This is a genomic window from Lactobacillus sp. IBH004 (genome assembly GCF_026185255.2).
Classification (GTDB): domain Bacteria; phylum Bacillota; class Bacilli; order Lactobacillales; family Lactobacillaceae; genus Lactobacillus; species Lactobacillus melliventris.
In genome coordinates, this window is record NZ_CP110217.2 from 570,451 (window position 1) to 588,910 (window position 18,460).

Here is an 18,460-nt window from a genome sequence, read left to right on the forward strand (position 1 = left end):
TGAAACATATGACAAGCAAATCTTCTAATCAAAGTGATGTTGAGCGTAAAAAACATGAAGATAGTATCAAATATCTTTATTTTAGCCGCTATTTAATGGTTCGTTATAGCGTAGTCATCTTTCTCTTTGCCAATCTGTTTTGGTTGTTAATTTTAGTTGAATACCAAAAATTACCAGGAATAATTTTAGCCGGTCTAATGACTATTTTGTCTGGGATTGCTGCCATCGAACAGCTGACTAAAATGCATAACCGCAAAAGCGATGTACCGATTACCAGGATTTATTTATGGCTTCAAATTATCGTTAATATTTTGCTGGCTTGCAGCTTATTTATACCTTTTAAAAAACAAATTATGCCCTTTATCACTGATCAGAATTCAGTCTATTTTATGGTTGCGTTTCTGTTAGCGGGTATTTTGCTGGCTTATTTTTGTGAGCGCAGAATACATAATATTAATATTGGAAAAGATAAATATTTAAAGGCAATTAAAGCATTTAAAAATGATTAATGTTTACATTTTTATTGAATACGCTTACAATAGCTATTATAATCAATTAAATATAGTTGATTAATAATTATATAGAGGGAGTAGTTTTTATGGCTGAACCAAATAAAAAACCAATAAAAGATCGAATTGCTGAAGTGGCGGGTAAGTTTGCTGCCACGCGATTCGTCAGGGCTATTATGGATGCCGGTTATAGTGTGATTTCATTCTCCATTATTGGGTCCATTTTCTTAATTTTGACAGTGTTGCCACAAGCTATACCTGTTCCCGGATTTGCTGCTTGGTATGCGGGGACAATAGGACGTTTTACCAACCTGTTTCAGTCCGTTTACAACGCCACGATGGGTATTATTGCGCTGGTTTTCTCTGGTACTTTTGCTTATTCTTATACCAAAATTTATCGTGATGAAGAGCACTTAAATTTAATTCCTATTGATGGGTTAATGATGTTTTTAATGGGTTTCTTCATTACTGTAGCTGAATTAGTATGGAAAAACGGTAGAGTTGAATTTTTACAAGTTTTTACAAAAAATAAAATGGTAGCTGGTGGTTATCAAGCATCAACTGCTGGTATCTATAGAATAGGTGCGGTCGGAATCTTTATCGGTCTGGTTGTAGCTTGGATAACGGTACAAATTTACCGCTTTACTATCAAGCATAACTGGCAAATAAAAATGCCGGATTCAGTACCATCAGGCGTTGCCAACTCATTTAGTGCGATGATTCCAGGCTTCTGTATTGCAGTTGTAATGTCTACAATTAATATTGCGTTAGTTATGGCTGGGACCGATTTATTCAATGTACTGTTTATTCCATTCTCATTTATTAGCGATATTGCTGATACTTGGTGGGGCTTTTTAATCATTCTGTTCCTTATTCACTTCTTATGGTGGTTTGGAATTCATGGCGCAACGATTATCAGCTCCTTCTATTCCCCAATTGTCTTAGCTAATATGCAAGCCAATGTTAATCAAGGTGCTCACCACGTTTTTGCTGGTGAAATCTTAAATGCCTTTGTTACAATTGGCGGTTCTGGTGCTACCTTAGGTTTGGCTATCTGGCTGGTACTACGGGCACGTTCAACACAATTAAAAGAACTGGGTAAAGTAGAAATTGTGCCAGCTATTTTCAATATCAACGAACCAATTCTTTTTGGTTTGCCAATTGTGTATAATATTGATTTGTTTATCCCATTTATTTGTGCCCCGATGGCTTCAGGGCTCATAGGTTATTTAGCAATCGCTCTAAGAATTGTTCCAGTTATTAGAGTACAACAGCCTTGGCCAACACCTGTTGGTTTAGGTGGTTATCTTGCCACTACCAGCTGGCAAGGTGGCTTAGTTTCAATTATTTGTGCAATAGTAGCCTTTTTGATTTGGTATCCGTTCATTAAGCATTTTGATAACGTCACTCTCAAGAATGAAAAGAGTAACGCCACTCCAGATGCCGCATAAATATTAGTTAGTCTTTAAAAATCTGTCTTGTAAGAGGCAGATTTTTTGTTAATTGTTCATGTATGATTAACAAAATACTAAACAATATTTTAGTATTAAGAGCGCTTACTCGTTATAATAAAAGTGTAGTCGTATTATCTAATTGTGGAGGAATTTTTTATGAAATATCCAAAAACTAAAGAAGTTTTAAACCAATTGGTCGCTGATTTGACCCAATTACATATGGTTGTTCACCAACATCATTGGTATATGCGTGGTAACCGCTTTTTGAAATTACACCCATACTTAGACAAGGTAATGGATGAACTAGCTGACCAACTGGATGAAGTGTCTGAACGTTTAATTACCCTCGATGGTTCTCCAGTTTCTACACTAAGCGAAATAGCAGCTAAAACTAAGATTCCTGATGAAAAAGGTAATTGGGATGAAACTATTGATGAGCGCTATGCAAAAATTATTTCTGATTACCATTATCTCGATCAACTTTATGAGGAAGGGATCAAGGTTAGTGATGAAGAGGGAGACTACTCAACTAATGATATGCTGACTGGCTTCCACTCAGATGTTGAAAAACGTATTTGGATGATGTCAGGCGAAATTAACAAAGCTCCTGAAATTGATCCTGAATAATTAAGTCAATTGCAAAAAGCAGTCTAGGACTGCTTTTTTTATATCTTCTTTTTCTGCTATAATGAAATTGAACTACTGGTTAATAATTTAATTTTAGAAAGCACAGATCATGGATAAAGAAGAACAGGATAGGTTGAAAAAACTGGCTGCAGTAAAGGCTGCTGCATTAGTTAAGCCGAAAATGAAATTGGGAGTCGGAACCGGCTCTACAGTTGCTTTTTTAATTGCTGAATTAGGCAGAAGAAAAAAAGAAGAAGGCCTTGAGCTAGCAGCAGTGGTGACAACTTCAAGCAGAAGTAAAAAGCAGCTGGAAAGCTATGGCTTCCAGGTTGATGAGTTGGCAACTGTGGATCAACTTGATTTAACTATTGATGGTGCAGACAGAATAGCCGCTAATTTTGATGGCATCAAGGGCGGTGGCGGTGCCTTAACAATGGAAAAAAATGTTGCTGTTAATTCACGCCAAGTAGTTTGGATTGTAGATGAATCTAAAATGGTTGACCATCTTAGTGGTTTTCCATTACCAGTTGAAGTTTTGCCAATTTCGTGTGAGCAAAATTTCAAACTTTTTCAGGCTGAAGGACTGAATCCTAAGTGGCGGTTGACTGGAAATAAGCGTTTTGTCACTCATTATGGCAATTATATTATTGATTTAAACATTGATCCTATTCCGGTTCCCAGCGGCCTAGCTGATTATCTGGATCATACCGTTGGTGTGGTTGAACATGGTCTTTTTTTAGGGATGTGCAATGAAGTTATTATTGCTCATGCTGATGGCAATATTGAAGACCGCAAAAAATAACTTTACGAGTTAGCCTAAGATTTTGTTTTTGGCTAACTTTTTTAAAGAGCAACTGGAAGCTAAATTTGGTATCATATTGCTATAACCATTTTAAAAGAGGATTCTTATGTTAAAAAAACCTTTGATAATTAGTACCGATCCCGGAATTGATGATGTAGTAGCATTGACAACAGCCTTATTTGCTCCTGAACTTGATGTGAAATTGATTGCTGCAACATGGGGCAATGTTCCGCTTAAAAACACTTTGGACAATACCTTAAAACTGGAAACTTTTTTGCAAACTAAAGTGCCAGTCGTGAGTGGAGCACAAAGACCATTGTTACGAGACCAAATTGATGCTTCTGACGTTCACGGCCAAAGTGGCCTAGCCGGTTTTGATTTTCCTGAACCTGATTACAGCTTATTAAAACCAGGTTTAGCTGCAGAAGCAATTCACGAGGTAGTTGCTAATAGCAGCGAGAAGGTAACTTTAATGCAAATCGGTCCAGCGACTGATTTTGCCCTTTATTTTAGACAGTTTCCTGAAGATTTACCTAAAATTGAGCAACTAGTAATTATGGGTGGTGCAATTGGTCGTGGCAATTGGGGGCCATATGCGGAATATAATGTTGCGGGTGACCCTGAAGCAGCACAAATTGTTTTTGCAAGTGGCATAAAAATTTTATTGGCGCCACTGGAATTAGGTCATCAAGCTTATATTACTCCGGCAGTCTTAATGCAAATTAAGAAAATAGGCAGAACTGGTAATATGCTTTACCATATTATGGACAAATTGCAAGATCACACTAGAACTAATGGCCGAGAAGTATACGATGCGTTGGCATCTGGAATGTTGGTAAAACCGGAAATGTACACTTTTAAACCGGCTTATGTCGTGGTCGATACTAAAAGCCCTAGTGCTTATGGCGCATCAATGATTGATTTTGACAACTTTTTTGGTCAACCAGCAAATGTTCAAGTTGGTGTAGAAATTGACCGTAGACAATTTTCTGAGTGGTTAATTTCCGCTATCAAGGAAATAAATAATTGAGGTAGATAATGGCAGATTTCGTTTATCGTACTGTGATGCGCGATATCAAACAAAATATTTTGGATAACAAATATGAAGGAATGCGTCTTCCAGACGAGCGTAGTCTAGCTGAACACTATCAAGTAAGTCGCTCATCAATGAAAAGGGCAATGGAGCTGCTTTCTCAACAAGGCATTGTTTTTAAAAAAAGGGGTAGTGGTACTTTCATCAATCCCCTATATTTAAAGAACCAATCATTGTTTCGTTATGAAGGATCAAATTTAGGGTTGACCGATAGCCTTAAAGTCCCGGGAAAAAAGCAGGGTATTAAGCTACTTTCTTTTAATGTGATTAAAACACCCGCTGGAATAGCTCAAGACTTGTTTCTTAAAGAAAATGACTTTGTTTACCAATTTAAAAGACTTCGTTTTTTGGATGAACAGCCCTTTTTGATAGAAACTGGCTATGTACCTATTAAAATAGTTCCTGAGCTTAAACCTGAGCACTTAAAAAAGTCCCTTTTTAATTACTTAGAGGATTCACAAAATAAGGTGGTCACTAAAGCCTTTCTTAACATCACCGTTGATCCATCTGATAGGGATGATCAAGCAAGGCTTAATTTGAAGTCTACTGAACCAGTTGGAGTAATGGAAGGTATTTTCTTTTTAGATGATGGTACTCCATTTGAAGTGTCAACTATGCGTATTCATTATCAATACATGCGCTTTAATACTTTTGTTAATTTGAATAAATAAAAAACAGGCGAAAGCCTGCTTTTTTTGGATACATTCTATATAAAAAAGGAAATCAAACATTGCTAAATTGTTGCATATCCGTGAGCCGTCCAGTATAAACAAAATTTAAGTTAATCTTTTTGGTTTTGTCACTTAAATCCTGTAGAAGCTTTTGTTGCATAGTTGTTAGATGCAAATGCTGCAGCGCAACAGAAGCTTGAATGTACAATACTAATTTACCAGCATAATCTAATGGATGGTCTTGATTGTCAAATTTGCGCATTACCATACCAATGGCGTCACGAATTTGCTTATATTTATTAATATTCAATTCATTATATATATTAGAGTAAAAACTCTGATAAAACTGATCTAAATCCTGATAAACTTCTTCGATTAGTTGTTGCTGCTTTTTTGAAAACAAACTACCAAAAAAGTTACGCATAACCTCACTTCCTTAAAACCGAAATGATTTGGGTCTTCGGCGAAAAATTTTTCTGAAATTTTTCGGACAAAGGCAAATCTGTGATCAAAACGTCAATTTCATTAAGTGGAATTGACATGTAAGGAGAAGAATTTTCACTATCAAACTTATATTTTTCTGCAACAACAATAACTTGCTTTGCTCTGGAACATGCGGTTTTAATTAATTCCGAATCGCTCATTTTTGCTGAATAAATACCGTCATCTTTGACGTTGGAGGTGCCAATGAAGGCAGTGTTAAAACTTATCCTGTGTAAAAGATCAAGTGAAGATACAGAATAATTAAACCTATGCTCTTTATCAATTTTCCCGCCCAACAGTCTTACGCTTGGTAAATTTGCTTGCATCAATGCTAGTGAGTTGTCAATTGAATTAGTGACTATTTGCAAATCTGTACCACAAATTAATTCACACAATTTTTTAAGAGTAGTTGAAGGACCAATAAAATCGCATTGGTTAGGATGTACAAAACGTCTAGCCATCTGAGCCATTTTAATTTTGATAGGTGAATCAATTTGATTTCTCGTAAGAAAATTGGGCACCTCATTTTCGTCAATGGCAATTAATCCGCCATGAACTCTAATTGCTTGCCCGGTTGAAGTTAATCGAACTACATCTCGTCGAGCAGTGTCAAAAGAAATATTGAAAAAGCGTGCTAAGTTGCGAGTACGTAAATGTTTTTCATTTTTAAGCATTTGCTTGATTTTTAACAGACGGTCTTCCTGTGTCATCATACTTCTCCTTTAAATAAATTAACACTACAACAAATATTGTTTAACTACTTTTTCAGCATTTAGCTATAAAAATAAGCACTTATCAGTATTTGAGCATAAATATGCTGATCTGTAAATAAAAAGTAGTGTAATAATAGTGTTTTTCCTGTACTGACTTTAAGCAAACACGTTTTTATAAAATTGGGACGAACCAATTTTAAAAATGGTTGAACTTTTATCAAAAATTGCTATAATATGTTTATAAATGAAATTAAGCTAAACAACTAAGGGAGAATTAAAATGGCAGTTGATTATGATTCAAAAGAATTCCTTAAAAGCGTTGATGCTCATTGGCGGGCTGCAAATTATTTATCAGTCGGTCAGCTTTTCTTAATGAGCAATCCATTATTAAAGCATGATTTAAAAGCAAGTGAGGTAAAACCTAAGCCTATTGGTCACTGGGGTACTATTTCACCGCAAAACTTTATTTATGCTCATTTAAACAGAGTTATTAAAAAATATGGTTTAAATATGTTCTATATTGAAGGCTCAGGTCATGGTGGTCAGGTTATGGTTTCAAACTCATATCTTGACGGTTCGTATAGTGAACTTTATCCTGAAATTCAACAAGACGAAAAGGGGATGGCTAAGCTCTTTAAACGCTTCAGTTTTCCGGGTGGCTCCGCTTCGCACGCTGCACCTGAAACTCCAGGATCAATGCACGAAGGTGGAGAATTAGGCTATTCGCTTTCTCATGGTACTGGTGCAATATTAGATAATCCTGATGTGATTGCCGCTGTAGAAATCGGTGATGGTGAAGCTGAAACTGGTCCGCTCGCAGCAAGTTGGTTCAGTGATAAATTTATTAACCCTATTAAAGATGGCGCTGTGCTGCCGATCTTGCAAATTAATGGTTTTAAGATTTCCAATCCAACGATCGTTTCCAGAATGTCAGACGAAGAACTGACTAAATACTTTGAAGGTATGGGCTGGCATCCTTATATTATTTCTGCATATAATGGCGGTGAATTTGACGGTTATAAAGACCATATGCAAATTCACGCAGAAATGGCTAAATTAATGGATACCGTAATTGAAGAGATTAAAGCCATCCAAAAGAATGCACGTGAAAACAATGATGAAACTTTGCCTCATTGGCCAATGATTATTTTCCGCGTGCCTAAGGGATGGATTAATCCAAAGAAGGATCTTGACGGTAATCCAATTGAAAACTCATTTAGAGCACACCAAATTCCAATTCCAGTTGCTCAAGATAATATGGAGCACAAAGATATGCTCGTTGACTGGCTTAAGAGCTATAAACCGGAAGAACTATTTGACGAAAATGGTGCGCCAACTGCTTTGGTCACAGCTGATAATGTTGCCGGTGATAGTCGAATGGCCATGAACCCAATCACTAATGCAGGTGGAGAAAAAGCTAAACGCCTTAGTTTGCCAGATTATCGTAAGTATGCCTTGAAATTTGATCAACCCGGTTCTATTACTGCCGAGGACATGACCGAATGGGCTAAGTACTTAAATGAAATCGCTGAACTTAATCCAAATACTTTCCGTGGCTTTGGTCCAGATGAGACCAAGTCTAACCGCTTGTTCAAGTTCATTGATGAACAAAAACGGCAATGGGAAAGTTCCGTTCATACTCCTAATGATGAAAACTTAGCACCAAGTGGTCGTTTAATTGATTCTCAATTATCTGAACACCAGGATGAGGGCTGGCTTGAAGGTTATGTGTTATCAGGTCGTCATGGCTTCTTTGCTACCTACGAATCATTTGGCCGGGTTGTAGATTCAATGCTGACCCAGCATATGAAGTGGTTAAGAAAAGCTAAGGAGCAGTATTGGCGTAAGGATTACCCATCACTTAACTTTATTGCAACTTCAACTGTATTCCAGCAAGACCATAACGGTTATACCCACCAAGACCCAGGGGTATTGACTCACATGTATGAAAAGAACCGTCCTGATTTGGTTCATGAGTATCTGCCTGCCGATACTAACTCATTATTGGCAATTTCCCAAAAAGCTTTCACAGATCGTGAGTGTATCAACATTCTGGTTACTTCTAAGCAGGAAAGACCACAATGGTTCTCAATTGATGAAGCAACTCGTATTGCAAATCACGGTTTATCTTACATTGATTGGGCTTCAACTGACCATAATGCTAAACCTGATGTTGTGTTTGCTTCAACTGAAACTGAACCAACAATGGAATCTCTTGCCGCAATCGATATTTTGCATAAGAATTTCCCTGATCTGAAAATTCGTTACATTAACGTCATTGACGTTATGAAGTTGATGAATACCAAGGATAATCCAGAAGCAATATCAGATGAAGAATTTGAACAATTGTTCCCAAGCGATGTGCCAGTGATTTTTGCATGGCACGGTTACAAAGCTATGATGCAGTCTATCTGGTTCGGCCGCAAACGCAGTAACGTTCATATTCACTGCTATGAAGAAGAAGGCGACATTACCACACCGTTTGATATGCGGGTAGTTAACGAACTTGATCGCTTCCATTTGGCTAAAGATGCCATTTTAAGTGTTCCTCGTTACGCTGAAAAGAGTGCCGGCTTTGTAGCAGAAATGGACAGATTACTTGCTAAGCATCACCAATACATTCGTGATAATGGTAAAGATATGCCTGAAGTTACAGAATGGCAATGGACTGGTCTTAATTAACAAAAATATCGGGCGCAGACAGTTTCTAAGTAATAGAAACTGTTTTTTGCTTTAGCTAATTTTAATAGTCTTATTCTTGTTAAAAATAAAAAATTTATTTATAATAAATATCATCATGAGGGAGTAACAGCAATTACTTGCGATAAGCCCAACACCCGAAGGAATACTTCTGGACTTATCTTAAATAGTGAGACTTGTGTGTGTTAAACATATGGGTCTCTTTTTTGTTAGTAGGAGGTAACAATGCCCCAGAAATTTTATAACCAAAAGATTGAAAATGTAGCTCAGGAGTTGTCAACATCAACTAGTCAAGGTTTGCAGACCAGTCAGATTAGTGCCTTGCGTGCAAAATACGGCACTAATAGTTTGGCCAGTAAAAAGAAAACCAGTATTTGGCAACGTTTTTTAGCGCAATTCAAAGACTTCATGATCATCGTTTTGATAGTTGCAGCGCTACTTTCAGGTTTTGTCGCACAAGAATGGACAGATGCTGCAATAATTATGATTGTGGTTATTTTGAACGCGGTTCTAGGTGTCTTCCAAGAAACACGCTCAGAAGAAGCAATTAACGCATTAAAGAAAATGGCTACTCCCAATGCTCATGTTCGGCGAGATGGTCAGATTGTTGAAATTCCCAGTCCAGAATTACTGCCAGGTGATGTTGTTTTACTTGAGGCAGGCGATGTGGTTCCCGCGGATTTGCGTTTAACTGTTACTAAGAGCCTTAAAATTGAAGAATCTGCTTTAACCGGTGAATCAGTTCCAGTTGACAAAAATGTCGAGCCTATTAATGACGAAAAGGTGGCACTGGCAGACCAAGATAATATGGCTTTTGCCAATACCAATGTGACCTATGGTCGCGGTGAAGGTATAGTTACTGAAACGGGAATGAACACTGAAGTCGGTAAAATTGCCACAATGCTTAATAATACCGATGAAACGGATACACCTTTAAAGCGCAACCTTAACCAGTTGGGTAAGACACTGACGATCATGATTCTGCTAATTTGTGCTGTGGTATTCGTAGTAGGCTTTTTTACCAAAAAGGGAACAGAACCAACAGATAAATTAGCAATTGATATGTTCTTAGTTGCCGTGTCACTTGCAGTTGCAGCTATTCCAGAAGGACTGCCGGCCATTGTTACTATTATTTTGGCATTAGGCACGCAGGTAATGGCGAAACATAATTCTATTGTGCGCAAGTTACCTGCAGTTGAAACCTTGGGCGCAACAGACATCATTTGTTCCGACAAAACTGGTACCTTAACCCAAAATAAAATGACAGTTGAGCAGATTTATTATGATAATCAAGCACATAAATCTTCCAGCAGTATTAGTCATGATAATCATGCTTTAATGGCGATGGTTTTAGCTAATGATTCTAAACTTGATGAAAGTAATCAGTTGCTGGGTGATCCTACCGAAACTGCCCTAATTCAATACGCTCTTGATCAAAAGATCGATGTGCATAACCTACTTGCAAGTCATAAAAGACTGCAGGAAGTACCGTTTGATTCTGGCCGTAAACTGATGAGCACCGTCAATGAAGACAATGGAAATTACTTTGTAGCAGTTAAAGGAGCACCGGATCAGCTGCTGAAACTAGTAACGCAGATTGAACTAGATGGCAAAGTTAGTGCAATTAGTGAAAAGCAAAAAGACGAAATTATGCTTGCTAATCAAAATATGGCTAAAAATGCGCTGCGAGTTCTGGGGCTAGCATATAAACCTATTGCAAAGCTATACGATGATCCTTCAACTGACAATGTTGAACAAGGTTTAATTTTTGCAGGTTTAGTGGGGATGATCGATCCGGAACGGCCAGAAGCCAAAAAGGCCATTGTTGAAGCCCATAATGCCGGAATTAGGACCGTTATGATTACAGGTGACTTTCAGGTAACTGCACAGGCGATTGCGGAAAGATTAGGGATTTTAAAACCGGGCGAAGATGAACGAGTTGTTACCGGTGCACAACTGGATGAATTTAGTGATGAATATCTGGAAAAGCACGTAACAGATTTTAACGTTTATGCCAGAGTTTCACCCGAACATAAAGTCCGTATTGTCAAGGCTTGGCAGGCACAAGGCAAAATTGTGGCTATGACAGGCGATGGCGTTAATGACGCTCCTAGTTTGAAGCAGGCTGATATTGGGATAGGTATGGGGATTACCGGTACCGAAGTTTCAAAAGGGGCCAGTGATATGGTTTTGGCAGATGATAACTTTGCTACGATCGTTGAAGCCGTTAAACAAGGACGTAAAGTCTTTAGCAATATCCAAAAGGCCATCCTTTACCTGATGAGTTGTAACGTTGGTGAAGTTCTAACTGTGTTCATGATGACCATGCTGGGCTGGGATATCTTAGCTCCTGTTCAGTTATTGTGGATTAACTTAGTTACGGACACGCTGCCAGCTATTGCTCTAGGTCTTGAACCAGTTGAAAAGGGTATCATGAAGCGGACACCACGGGGTAAAAAATCAAACTTCTTCAGTGGTGGAGTCGCAAGCTCGATTGTTTACCAGGGAATTTTAGAAGGTGCTATTGTTTTAACTACTTATCAGTTAGGATTAAATTTTGGCCCTCATATGAATGAAGCTAACTTACAACATGGTGATGCATTAACTATGGCCTTTCTTACGCTAGGCTTAATTCAACTGTTTCATGCTTTCAATTCTAAGTATATTCACCAGTCTATCTTTTCAAGAAGAACATTTGCCAATAAATGGTTTAACTGGGCAATATTAATTTCTGCCGTGGTAATGGCGGCAGTAGAATTGCCGTTTATGACAAAATTCTTTGATGTCACAGAATTGAATTCCACACAATGGTTGATAGTTTTAGGTTCTGGAATCTGTATGATCGTGATAGTTGAAATTGTCAAAGCATTTCAACGTTTAGCAGGCAAAAAGTAAAAAGCTAACTATAATAAAAAAGCTCCGTAATCTTAATTTAGATTGCGGAACTTTTTTAGTTTATTTTGAAACAAGATTAGCTATTTTTGGTAAATATTCAGCATCAATTTGATCAAATCTGTTGAAACTATTGCTGTCAAGGTCAAGAACTGCAAGTAAGCTGTTATTTTTGATAAGCGGAACGACAATTTCAGAATTTGTAGCAGCATCACACGCAATATGACCGGAAAATTCGTGAACATTGGGCACAATTTGAATTTGCTGAGTTTTGGCAGCTACACCGCAAACTCCCTTTCCGATTGGAATATGCATGCAAGCAATAGGTCCCTGAAATGGTCCTAAAATTAATTCTTTATCTTTAAAACGATAGAAACCTGCATAACTAACATCAGGTAAGCTATTGTAAAGCAGCGAACTGATGTTACTCATATTGGCAATTAAATCATGCTCATTTTGGAGCAAATTATCAGCCTGTTTCAAAATTAACTTGTAATCTTTTATTTTATCCATAAGTATTCTCCTAATGAAAGTGTAAGCTAGTTTAGCTCTTTTTAAAAGTGCCAATCTGTAATTCAAAATAAATTTCTCACAGATATTTTTAATGATAATTGCTTTTTTTGACAAAAAAATATTAGTATTGAACATACAATATAGCCATCATTATTTATTGTTTGCTTATATGGCAGGCACTAACAGACTTTTAGTTTGACGTGAATCAAACAGAGCTTTGTCTAAATTTTTATTAAAAAAACTGTATCACTTTTAAAATTCTTAACCGTTATAGTAAAATAGAAACTACAACTTATTATTTCATGCATTGATTATGAAAGGGGCGATGACAATGTCGATGATAGAGTTCCATAACGTGCAAAAATTTTATGGCCATTTTCATGCACTGCACGACATTAATTTACAGATTGATCAAGGTGAAACGGTGGTTCTGATCGGGCCATCCGGTTCTGGTAAAAGTACACTTGTACGGACCGTTAATGGACTTGAATCAATCCAGAAGGGTAAGTTGGTAGTTAACGGTCACGATCTTTCTGACCCAAAGACTAATCTCAATATTTTACGTAGTGATGTTGGGATGGTTTTCCAGCACTTTAATTTGTACAAGAATAAAGACGTATTGGAAAATATTATGCTGGCACCTAGAATAGTAAGTCATATTCCTGAAGAGGAAAATAAAAAACAGGCGTTAGACTTGCTCGATATGGTTGGGTTACGCAAATGGGCACATAATATGCCTTCACAGATTTCTGGTGGTCAAAAGCAGCGTGTTGCAATAGCACGAACTCTGGCAATGAAGCCAAAGCTTATCTTATATGATGAACCAACTTCTGCTCTTGATCCGGAAATGATTGATGATGTTTTACAAGTTATGAAGAAAGTTACCAACGAAAGTGGTATGACTTCATTAATCGTTACTCACGAAATGGGCTTTGCCAAAGAGGTGGCTAATAGAGTTATCTTCATGGATCAGGGTCGGATTGTTGAGGATGATGATAGCGAGAGCTTCTTTAAACAGCCAAAGACGGAGCGGGCACAACAATTTTTGAGTAAAATTATTTCTCACTAAGGAGGCCAATTATGAAAAAGAAATTTTGGCTACTTCCTTTATTGGCATGTATTTTAATGTTAACCGGCTGTGGTAAAAGCGTTAATGATCAATCCGTTTTAAAAAATGCTAAGCAATCTAATACGATTGTTTGGGGTGTTAAAGGTGACGTTAAGCTTTTCGGCTTAATCGATGTTCGTGATGGCCAGCAAAAAGGTTTTGACGTTGATATGGCTAAACATATTACGAAGCATATTTTAGGTCCTCAGGGTAAGGCAGAATTTGTCACTACAACCTCTCAATCCAGAATTCCACTTTTGAAGAATGGTAACGTGGATGCGGTAATTGCTACGATGTCGATTACGCCAGAGCGTAAAAAGATTATTTCTTTTTCAAAGTCATACTTTGATGCTGGTCAATCGCTTTTAGTTCCTAAGGATTCTTCAATTAAAAGTACAAAAGATCTAAATGGTAAGACGGTTATTGGTGTTGTGGGTGCCAACTCGGTTGCAAACATAAAAAAGGTAGCTCCCAAAGCTAAAGTGATCGAATTGCAGGATTATGCTCAGGCAATGAATGCATTGAAGTCACATCAGGGAGATGCTCTTACTACTGATAACGGAATTTTATTTGGTTTGGCAGTGCAGAACCCGGGCTACGAAGTTCGTGGTGGCACTTTTACTGTTGAACCTTACGGTGTTGCGGTTAATAAGGGACAAACCTCATTTACTGAAGCTGTAGACAAGGCAGTACTTGAAATGCAGCGTAACGGTGAATATAATCGCTTAATTAAAAAGTGGTTTGGCGACGTTCCAGGATTTAAGTATAAGGAGCTGTATCGCCGATGATTAATATTTTTTCAAAATTCAGCAGCCAGCTATTTGTAGGCTTAGGCTGGACAGTATTATCTAGTGTAATTGCTCTATTTTTCAGTTTAATAATTGGAACAATTTTTGCAATTATGGAAGTTCTTCCAAGTAAAGTAATGCGTGTAATTGGCCATGCATATGTAGAAATTATGCGTAACATTCCTTTGCTTGTAATCACTATGTTTTTCTATTTAGTAATTCCGATGTATGTTGTCAAAATCAATGGCTTTACTGCAGGAACTATTGGCTTAACACTCTATACTTCTGCCTTTATTGCGGAGACAATTCGTTCAGGTATTCAATCGGTCTCTAACGGGCAAATGGAGGGAGCCAGATCAACCGGTATGACCTATTGGCAGGCAATGCGTTACATTATTTTGCCTCAGGCATTTAAAATAGTAATTCCGCCTTTAGGTAATCAATTCGTTAACTTAGTTAAAAACTCTTCAGTTTTAGCCTTTGTTGCAGGGTTTGATTTGATGTACCAGGCAAACTCAATTGCGTCTACTACTTTTGACACCATTAACAGTTATTTAGTTGTAGGTGTTTTATACCTGATCGTTACTTTGCCAATTAGCTACTACATGCGACACTTAGAAAAGAAATTAGGTTAGAAGGAGGTATTAGAAAATGCAAAATTGGATTAATGCCTTTTCATGGCTTAATGTGCGCTTTTTGTTAATGGGCCTCTGGGTAACTATTTATATTTCAGTAATTTCAGTTATCTTAAGTTTCATTTTTGGCTCAATTTTAGGCATAATCAGGTATTCTAAAATAAAGTATGTTTCACAGATTGTTGGTTTTGTAATTGATATTATTCGTAATATTCCGTTACTTCTAATTATCTTCTTTACTTACTTTGGACTACCTAACTTTGGCTTAAGACCAGAAACAATTCCAGCAGCGATAATCGCCATGACTGTTTTCGAATCGAGTATGATTGCTGAAATTGTACGTTCAGGTATTCAGTCTGTTTCTGTTGGTCAAATGGAAGGGGCACGGTCTACAGGGATGTCATTTGTACAAGCACTATGGCATGTTGTTTTGCCACAAGCTTATAAAAATATGGTTCCTGCAATTATTAGTCAGTTTGTTTCCCTCATTAAGGATACATCTCTAGCAACGATTATTGTTGTTCCTGAAATGATGCAACATGCACAAGTTATTTACGGACAAGATGCAAACTATATCTTACCAATGTTTGCTGCACTTGCGGTTTTATATTTTGCTGTTTGTTTTACATTATCAATTATTGGTAATGTGATTGGTAAGCACTTGTCTTAAAGGAAGATCGTTTTATTATCTAAAGCATTTCACTAATTGTGAGGTGCTTTTTTTAGTATTTAAGAAGCTGCTAGAAATATTTATTATTAGATAATCATATATGTTAAAATACTATAAAGATAAAAACTAAATTTAAAAGGGAGAACTTATGCCTCGTCCTAAAACCAAACAAGAATTAATAGATGCAAGTAATGCATCTTACCAAAAGATTGTTGCTTTGATTTCTAAGTTGCCGGAAGATGCTCGCACAGGTAGCTTCAACTTTGATACTAGTAAATTAAAAGAAGCCCATTGGAAAAGAGATCGCAATGTTCGTGACGTGTTGATCCATTTATATGAATGGCAGAGATTATTACTGGAATGGGTTAAAAACAATCAGGCCGGTCATGCACAAGAATTTTTACCAGAAGGGTACAATTGGCGCAATTATGGTGAAATGAATCAGCAATTTTGGGAAAAGCACCAATCTACTCCGCTAGATGAAGCTGAAAAATTATTGGCAGAAAGTCATAAGCAAACAATGGCATTGCTTGATACTTTTACTGACGATCAACTTTTTCAAAAGAATGTATTTCCCTGGACCGGAACAAACGCTTTAGGTACGTACTTTATTGCAAATACTTCCAGTCATTATGAGTGGGCGCTGAAAAAGTTGCGTAAATATCAAAGATCATTGAAATAAATGTAACTAAAAGCATAAAGATTAGCATTGCTCTGAAAGTACTGACCATTTTTTTAATGTTCATTGTTTTACCCTTACTTTTATTATTTGCAGCAGTAGAAATTAATTTTTGCTTTAATGTTTTACAAAATAAAAAATGATAGCTGGAACTACGTTCAACGGCTATCATTTTTTTGTTAGTCAATAATTATTTTTACTTTGTTACTAATAATAAAACTAGGAAAGCTAATGTATCGAACAAGAAATGGACTAAGAAGCTTACCCAAATATTGTGGGTTTTGATAAAAGCCCAGTTTAAAACCAGACGTGTAAATGCTAATCCTAAAATAACATAGCCCAAATTGTAATCATAAGTTGACAAATGAAGTAAAGCAAATATTAAAGCTGAAGCAATATTGCCCCAGAAAAGCGGGTGTGGCATGTGCATAGAATCAGCTAATTGGGTCACAGCTAACAGTGGCATAATTGCTAAAAACTCTTCACCTAATATTTGAATCGCACTGCTGAAGCGCTGATAAATGAAAATGAGCCAAACGTGGGGTGTACTCATAGTTAATCCTGCGGCTGCATTTCCGGAAACAGCACCAAACAACTTCTGAGAAATCGCTCCTGAAACAACGGATACGAAATAAGCTAAAATGAAAAAGACTAGAACCCAAAGCCATTCTTTGGCACGAGGAGTATGAAATAATTGCTGCCATTTACTCCCAGTAGCAATTTGCACTCCGATTATTTGAATTATCAGAAAGACAGTTACTACTAAGATTTGAAAGCCTGCTGCTATTAAAGTGGGATGATTTTCGTCAAAAATTAGAGAATCCGGGATTTGCACACCTGGCATAATCAAACAGCAGTATGCTATTAAATTTGAGAGCAATATTATCAGCCATTTTTTACCAGATAATTTATATGAACTATTTAAATTGTTAACCATGTTTATTCTTCCTTTTGTTTTTGATTTTATATTGTTATTTTGCAAAAGACAATTTGCTGGCTTGTGAAAGCATCACAAAGTAAATTTAATTTTTAGCTAAATTGCCTTGCGTTAAAATTCAAAAATAACCTATAAATTAATAAACTTTCTGGCTAAGTGCTACAATTATCTTTGGAAGCTAACAGTATTTTAATTTGTTTTATATTAAATTTAAAACCAGCAGTCATCAACTTTATATCTCAAAATATATTTATTTAACTAATTAAGAAGGTTCATTATATGAAAAAAGTTACAATTAATAGTCAAGTATTACCAGCGCTGGGAATAGGTACTTGGGAAATAGGAGATGATCCTAAACTTCGAGATGAAGAAATAGCAGCAATTAGAGCCGGTCTTGATGCAGGCTTAAGTGTGATTGACACCGCTGAAATGTACGGAAATGGTCGCTCTGAAGAGTTGGTGGGGGAAGCCATTAAACCATATCAACGCGCAAAAATCTTCTTGATTTCTAAAGTTTTACCGCAAAATGCGTCTAGATCAAAAATGCGGCAAAGTTTGCAAAACAGTTTGCAAAGGCTCCAAACTGATTATCTGGATTTATATCTATATCATTGGCGGGGAATGGTACCTTTATCTGAGACCGTTTCTGAATTGCAAGCTTTACAAAATGAGGGACTAATTCGCTCTTGGGGCGTATCGAACTTTGATATAGACGATATGGAAGAATTATGGCAACTGCCGGAAGGCCAAAATTGTGTAGTTAATGAGGACTTATATAATTTAGAAACCAGGGGAATTGAATATAGTCTTTTACCTTGGCAAAGAGAGCATCACATTCCACTAATTGCTTATAGTCCTTTAGGACGTGGACCAAAAATGGGCAGCACAATGATGAAAAACGAGGCTGTTTTACAAGTTGCTGAGGAACACAAGGCAAGTACTTATCAAATTTTACTTGCCTGGGTCATGCAACAGCCCGATGTTTTGGCAATACCAAAGAGCAGTAGCTCAAAGCATTTATTATCCAACCTGAAAGCGTTAGATATTGAGTTAACCCCAGAAGACTTGCAAATTTTAGAAAAGGCATATCCTAAGCCTGAACACAAAGAGCCCCTGGCAATTTATTAAAACGAGTTTTAATTGTCCTTATAAGCAATAATCATTAAAAAACTAAAAAATAAAGTAA

General features: G+C 36.9%; 18 protein-coding genes. 14 read left to right on the forward strand and 4 right to left on the reverse strand.

Annotated features, from left to right (window positions below; all coding sequences use genetic code 11):
* Window positions 1-8: 8 nt before the first annotated feature.
* The 6 genes from LDX54_RS02980 to LDX54_RS03005 all read left to right on the forward strand — a co-directional run bounded on the left by LDX54_RS02980 (window position 9) and on the right by LDX54_RS03005 (window position 5,156).
* A complete protein-coding gene (locus LDX54_RS02980; RefSeq protein WP_265666909.1) occupies window positions 9-509 on the forward strand; it encodes a PTS cellobiose transporter subunit IIA in 501 nt (166 codons plus the stop codon).
* A gap of 89 nt (window positions 510-598) precedes the next feature.
* Window positions 599-1,960, forward strand: a complete 1,362-nt coding sequence (gene celB, locus LDX54_RS02985; protein ID WP_265666908.1) for a PTS cellobiose transporter subunit IIC — start codon at window positions 599-601, stop codon at window positions 1,958-1,960.
* A 159-nt stretch (window positions 1,961-2,119) separates the two neighbouring features.
* A complete protein-coding gene (locus LDX54_RS02990; protein WP_265666907.1) occupies window positions 2,120-2,590 on the forward strand; it encodes a DNA starvation/stationary phase protection protein in 471 nt (156 codons plus the stop codon).
* Between the two features lie 109 nt (window positions 2,591-2,699).
* The gene (gene rpiA / locus LDX54_RS02995) at window positions 2,700-3,392 is read left to right on the forward strand and encodes a ribose-5-phosphate isomerase RpiA (protein WP_265666906.1); all 693 of its coding nucleotides are present in this window, start codon (window positions 2,700-2,702) and stop codon (window positions 3,390-3,392) included.
* A 106-nt stretch (window positions 3,393-3,498) separates the two neighbouring features.
* Window positions 3,499-4,422 carry a nucleoside hydrolase gene (locus LDX54_RS03000; protein ID WP_110445778.1) on the forward strand — a complete coding sequence of 308 codons (924 nt, stop codon included), beginning with the start codon at window positions 3,499-3,501 and terminating at the stop codon, window positions 4,420-4,422.
* Between the two features lie 8 nt (window positions 4,423-4,430).
* Window positions 4,431-5,156, forward strand: a complete 726-nt coding sequence (locus LDX54_RS03005) for a GntR family transcriptional regulator (RefSeq protein ID WP_046324505.1) — start codon at window positions 4,431-4,433, stop codon at window positions 5,154-5,156.
* A gap of 52 nt (window positions 5,157-5,208) precedes the next feature.
* Here LDX54_RS03005 and LDX54_RS03010 read toward each other — a convergent pair whose 3' ends face one another.
* Window positions 5,209-5,580 carry a bacteriocin immunity protein gene (locus tag LDX54_RS03010; protein WP_265666905.1) on the reverse strand — a complete coding sequence of 124 codons (372 nt, stop codon included), beginning with the start codon at window positions 5,578-5,580 and terminating at the stop codon, window positions 5,209-5,211.
* A 4-nt stretch (window positions 5,581-5,584) separates the two neighbouring features.
* Window positions 5,585-6,349, reverse strand: coding sequence for a DeoR/GlpR family DNA-binding transcription regulator (locus tag LDX54_RS03015; protein WP_187156418.1), 765 nt, complete (start codon window positions 6,347-6,349; stop codon window positions 5,585-5,587).
* Between the two features lie 282 nt (window positions 6,350-6,631).
* Between LDX54_RS03015 and LDX54_RS03020 the strand changes: the two genes are divergently transcribed.
* Together LDX54_RS03020 and LDX54_RS03025 are read left to right on the forward strand one after the other, a co-directional pair.
* The gene (locus tag LDX54_RS03020; protein WP_265666904.1) at window positions 6,632-9,034 is read left to right on the forward strand and encodes a phosphoketolase family protein; all 2,403 of its coding nucleotides are present in this window, start codon (window positions 6,632-6,634) and stop codon (window positions 9,032-9,034) included.
* A 243-nt stretch (window positions 9,035-9,277) separates the two neighbouring features.
* Window positions 9,278-11,947 (forward strand): calcium-translocating P-type ATPase, PMCA-type, encoded by a 2,670-nt coding sequence (locus LDX54_RS03025; RefSeq protein ID WP_265666903.1) that lies wholly within the window; start codon window positions 9,278-9,280, stop codon window positions 11,945-11,947.
* 60 nt (window positions 11,948-12,007) lie between these two features.
* Here the strand turns inward: LDX54_RS03025 and LDX54_RS03030 are convergent, their stop codons facing one another.
* Window positions 12,008-12,457, reverse strand: coding sequence for a GAF domain-containing protein (locus LDX54_RS03030; protein WP_265666902.1), 450 nt, complete (start codon window positions 12,455-12,457; stop codon window positions 12,008-12,010).
* Window positions 12,458-12,788: 331 nt separating this feature from the next.
* On the opposite strand from LDX54_RS03030, the gene LDX54_RS03035 reads away from it, so the two are divergent.
* From LDX54_RS03035 to LDX54_RS03055, 5 genes are all read left to right on the forward strand, one after another.
* Window positions 12,789-13,526, forward strand: a complete 738-nt coding sequence (locus tag LDX54_RS03035; protein WP_122025782.1) for an amino acid ABC transporter ATP-binding protein — start codon at window positions 12,789-12,791, stop codon at window positions 13,524-13,526.
* An 11-nt stretch (window positions 13,527-13,537) separates the two neighbouring features.
* Complete coding sequence (locus LDX54_RS03040) at window positions 13,538-14,353, forward strand: glutamate ABC transporter substrate-binding protein (protein ID WP_265666901.1); 816 nt, start codon at window positions 13,538-13,540, stop codon at window positions 14,351-14,353.
* Entirely contained in the window at window positions 14,350-14,988 is a 639-nt protein-coding gene (locus LDX54_RS03045; RefSeq protein WP_046324514.1) for an amino acid ABC transporter permease, read from the forward strand. The genes LDX54_RS03040 and LDX54_RS03045 overlap by 4 nt, the downstream gene beginning before the upstream one ends.
* A 16-nt stretch (window positions 14,989-15,004) precedes the next feature.
* A complete protein-coding gene (locus LDX54_RS03050) occupies window positions 15,005-15,658 on the forward strand; it encodes an amino acid ABC transporter permease (protein WP_122025784.1) in 654 nt (217 codons plus the stop codon).
* A 148-nt stretch (window positions 15,659-15,806) separates the two neighbouring features.
* Window positions 15,807-16,340, forward strand: a complete 534-nt coding sequence (locus tag LDX54_RS03055) for a ClbS/DfsB family four-helix bundle protein (protein WP_046324516.1) — start codon at window positions 15,807-15,809, stop codon at window positions 16,338-16,340.
* A 193-nt stretch (window positions 16,341-16,533) separates the two neighbouring features.
* Here the strand turns inward: LDX54_RS03055 and LDX54_RS03060 are convergent, their stop codons facing one another.
* The gene (locus LDX54_RS03060) at window positions 16,534-17,274 is read right to left on the reverse strand and encodes a type II CAAX endopeptidase family protein (protein WP_265666900.1); all 741 of its coding nucleotides are present in this window, start codon (window positions 17,272-17,274) and stop codon (window positions 16,534-16,536) included.
* 279 nt (window positions 17,275-17,553) lie between these two features.
* Between LDX54_RS03060 and LDX54_RS03065 the strand changes: the two genes are divergently transcribed.
* Window positions 17,554-18,402 (forward strand): aldo/keto reductase, encoded by an 849-nt coding sequence (locus tag LDX54_RS03065; protein WP_265666899.1) that lies wholly within the window; start codon window positions 17,554-17,556, stop codon window positions 18,400-18,402.
* Window positions 18,403-18,460 lie beyond the last annotated feature (58 nt).

What these genes read in the sequence shown, in the direction of transcription:
- LDX54_RS03010 (WP_265666905.1), bottom strand. Translation starts at nt 5,580, where the DNA reads ATGCGTAACTTTTTTGGTAGTTTGTTTTCAAAAAAGCAGCAACAACTA.
- LDX54_RS03030 (WP_265666902.1), bottom strand. Translation starts at nt 12,457, where the DNA reads ATGGATAAAATAAAAGATTACAAGTTAATTTTGAAACAGGCTGATAAT.
- rpiA (WP_265666906.1), top strand. Translation starts at nt 2,700, where the DNA reads ATGGATAAAGAAGAACAGGATAGGTTGAAAAAACTGGCTGCAGTAAAG.
- LDX54_RS03065 (WP_265666899.1), top strand. Translation starts at nt 17,554, where the DNA reads ATGAAAAAAGTTACAATTAATAGTCAAGTATTACCAGCGCTGGGAATA.
- LDX54_RS03005 (WP_046324505.1), top strand. Translation starts at nt 4,431, where the DNA reads ATGGCAGATTTCGTTTATCGTACTGTGATGCGCGATATCAAACAAAAT.
- LDX54_RS02980 (WP_265666909.1), top strand. Translation starts at nt 9, where the DNA reads ATGACAAGCAAATCTTCTAATCAAAGTGATGTTGAGCGTAAAAAACAT.
- LDX54_RS03050 (WP_122025784.1), top strand. Translation starts at nt 15,005, where the DNA reads ATGCAAAATTGGATTAATGCCTTTTCATGGCTTAATGTGCGCTTTTTG.
- LDX54_RS03000 (WP_110445778.1), top strand. Translation starts at nt 3,499, where the DNA reads ATGTTAAAAAAACCTTTGATAATTAGTACCGATCCCGGAATTGATGAT.
- celB (WP_265666908.1), top strand. Translation starts at nt 599, where the DNA reads ATGGCTGAACCAAATAAAAAACCAATAAAAGATCGAATTGCTGAAGTG.
- LDX54_RS03055 (WP_046324516.1), top strand. Translation starts at nt 15,807, where the DNA reads ATGCCTCGTCCTAAAACCAAACAAGAATTAATAGATGCAAGTAATGCA.
- LDX54_RS03035 (WP_122025782.1), top strand. Translation starts at nt 12,789, where the DNA reads ATGTCGATGATAGAGTTCCATAACGTGCAAAAATTTTATGGCCATTTT.
- LDX54_RS03020 (WP_265666904.1), top strand. Translation starts at nt 6,632, where the DNA reads ATGGCAGTTGATTATGATTCAAAAGAATTCCTTAAAAGCGTTGATGCT.
- LDX54_RS03040 (WP_265666901.1), top strand. Translation starts at nt 13,538, where the DNA reads ATGAAAAAGAAATTTTGGCTACTTCCTTTATTGGCATGTATTTTAATG.
- LDX54_RS02990 (WP_265666907.1), top strand. Translation starts at nt 2,120, where the DNA reads ATGAAATATCCAAAAACTAAAGAAGTTTTAAACCAATTGGTCGCTGAT.
- LDX54_RS03025 (WP_265666903.1), top strand. Translation starts at nt 9,278, where the DNA reads ATGCCCCAGAAATTTTATAACCAAAAGATTGAAAATGTAGCTCAGGAG.
- LDX54_RS03045 (WP_046324514.1), top strand. Translation starts at nt 14,350, where the DNA reads ATGATTAATATTTTTTCAAAATTCAGCAGCCAGCTATTTGTAGGCTTA.
- LDX54_RS03015 (WP_187156418.1), bottom strand. Translation starts at nt 6,349, where the DNA reads ATGACACAGGAAGACCGTCTGTTAAAAATCAAGCAAATGCTTAAAAAT.
- LDX54_RS03060 (WP_265666900.1), bottom strand. Translation starts at nt 17,274, where the DNA reads ATGGTTAACAATTTAAATAGTTCATATAAATTATCTGGTAAAAAATGG.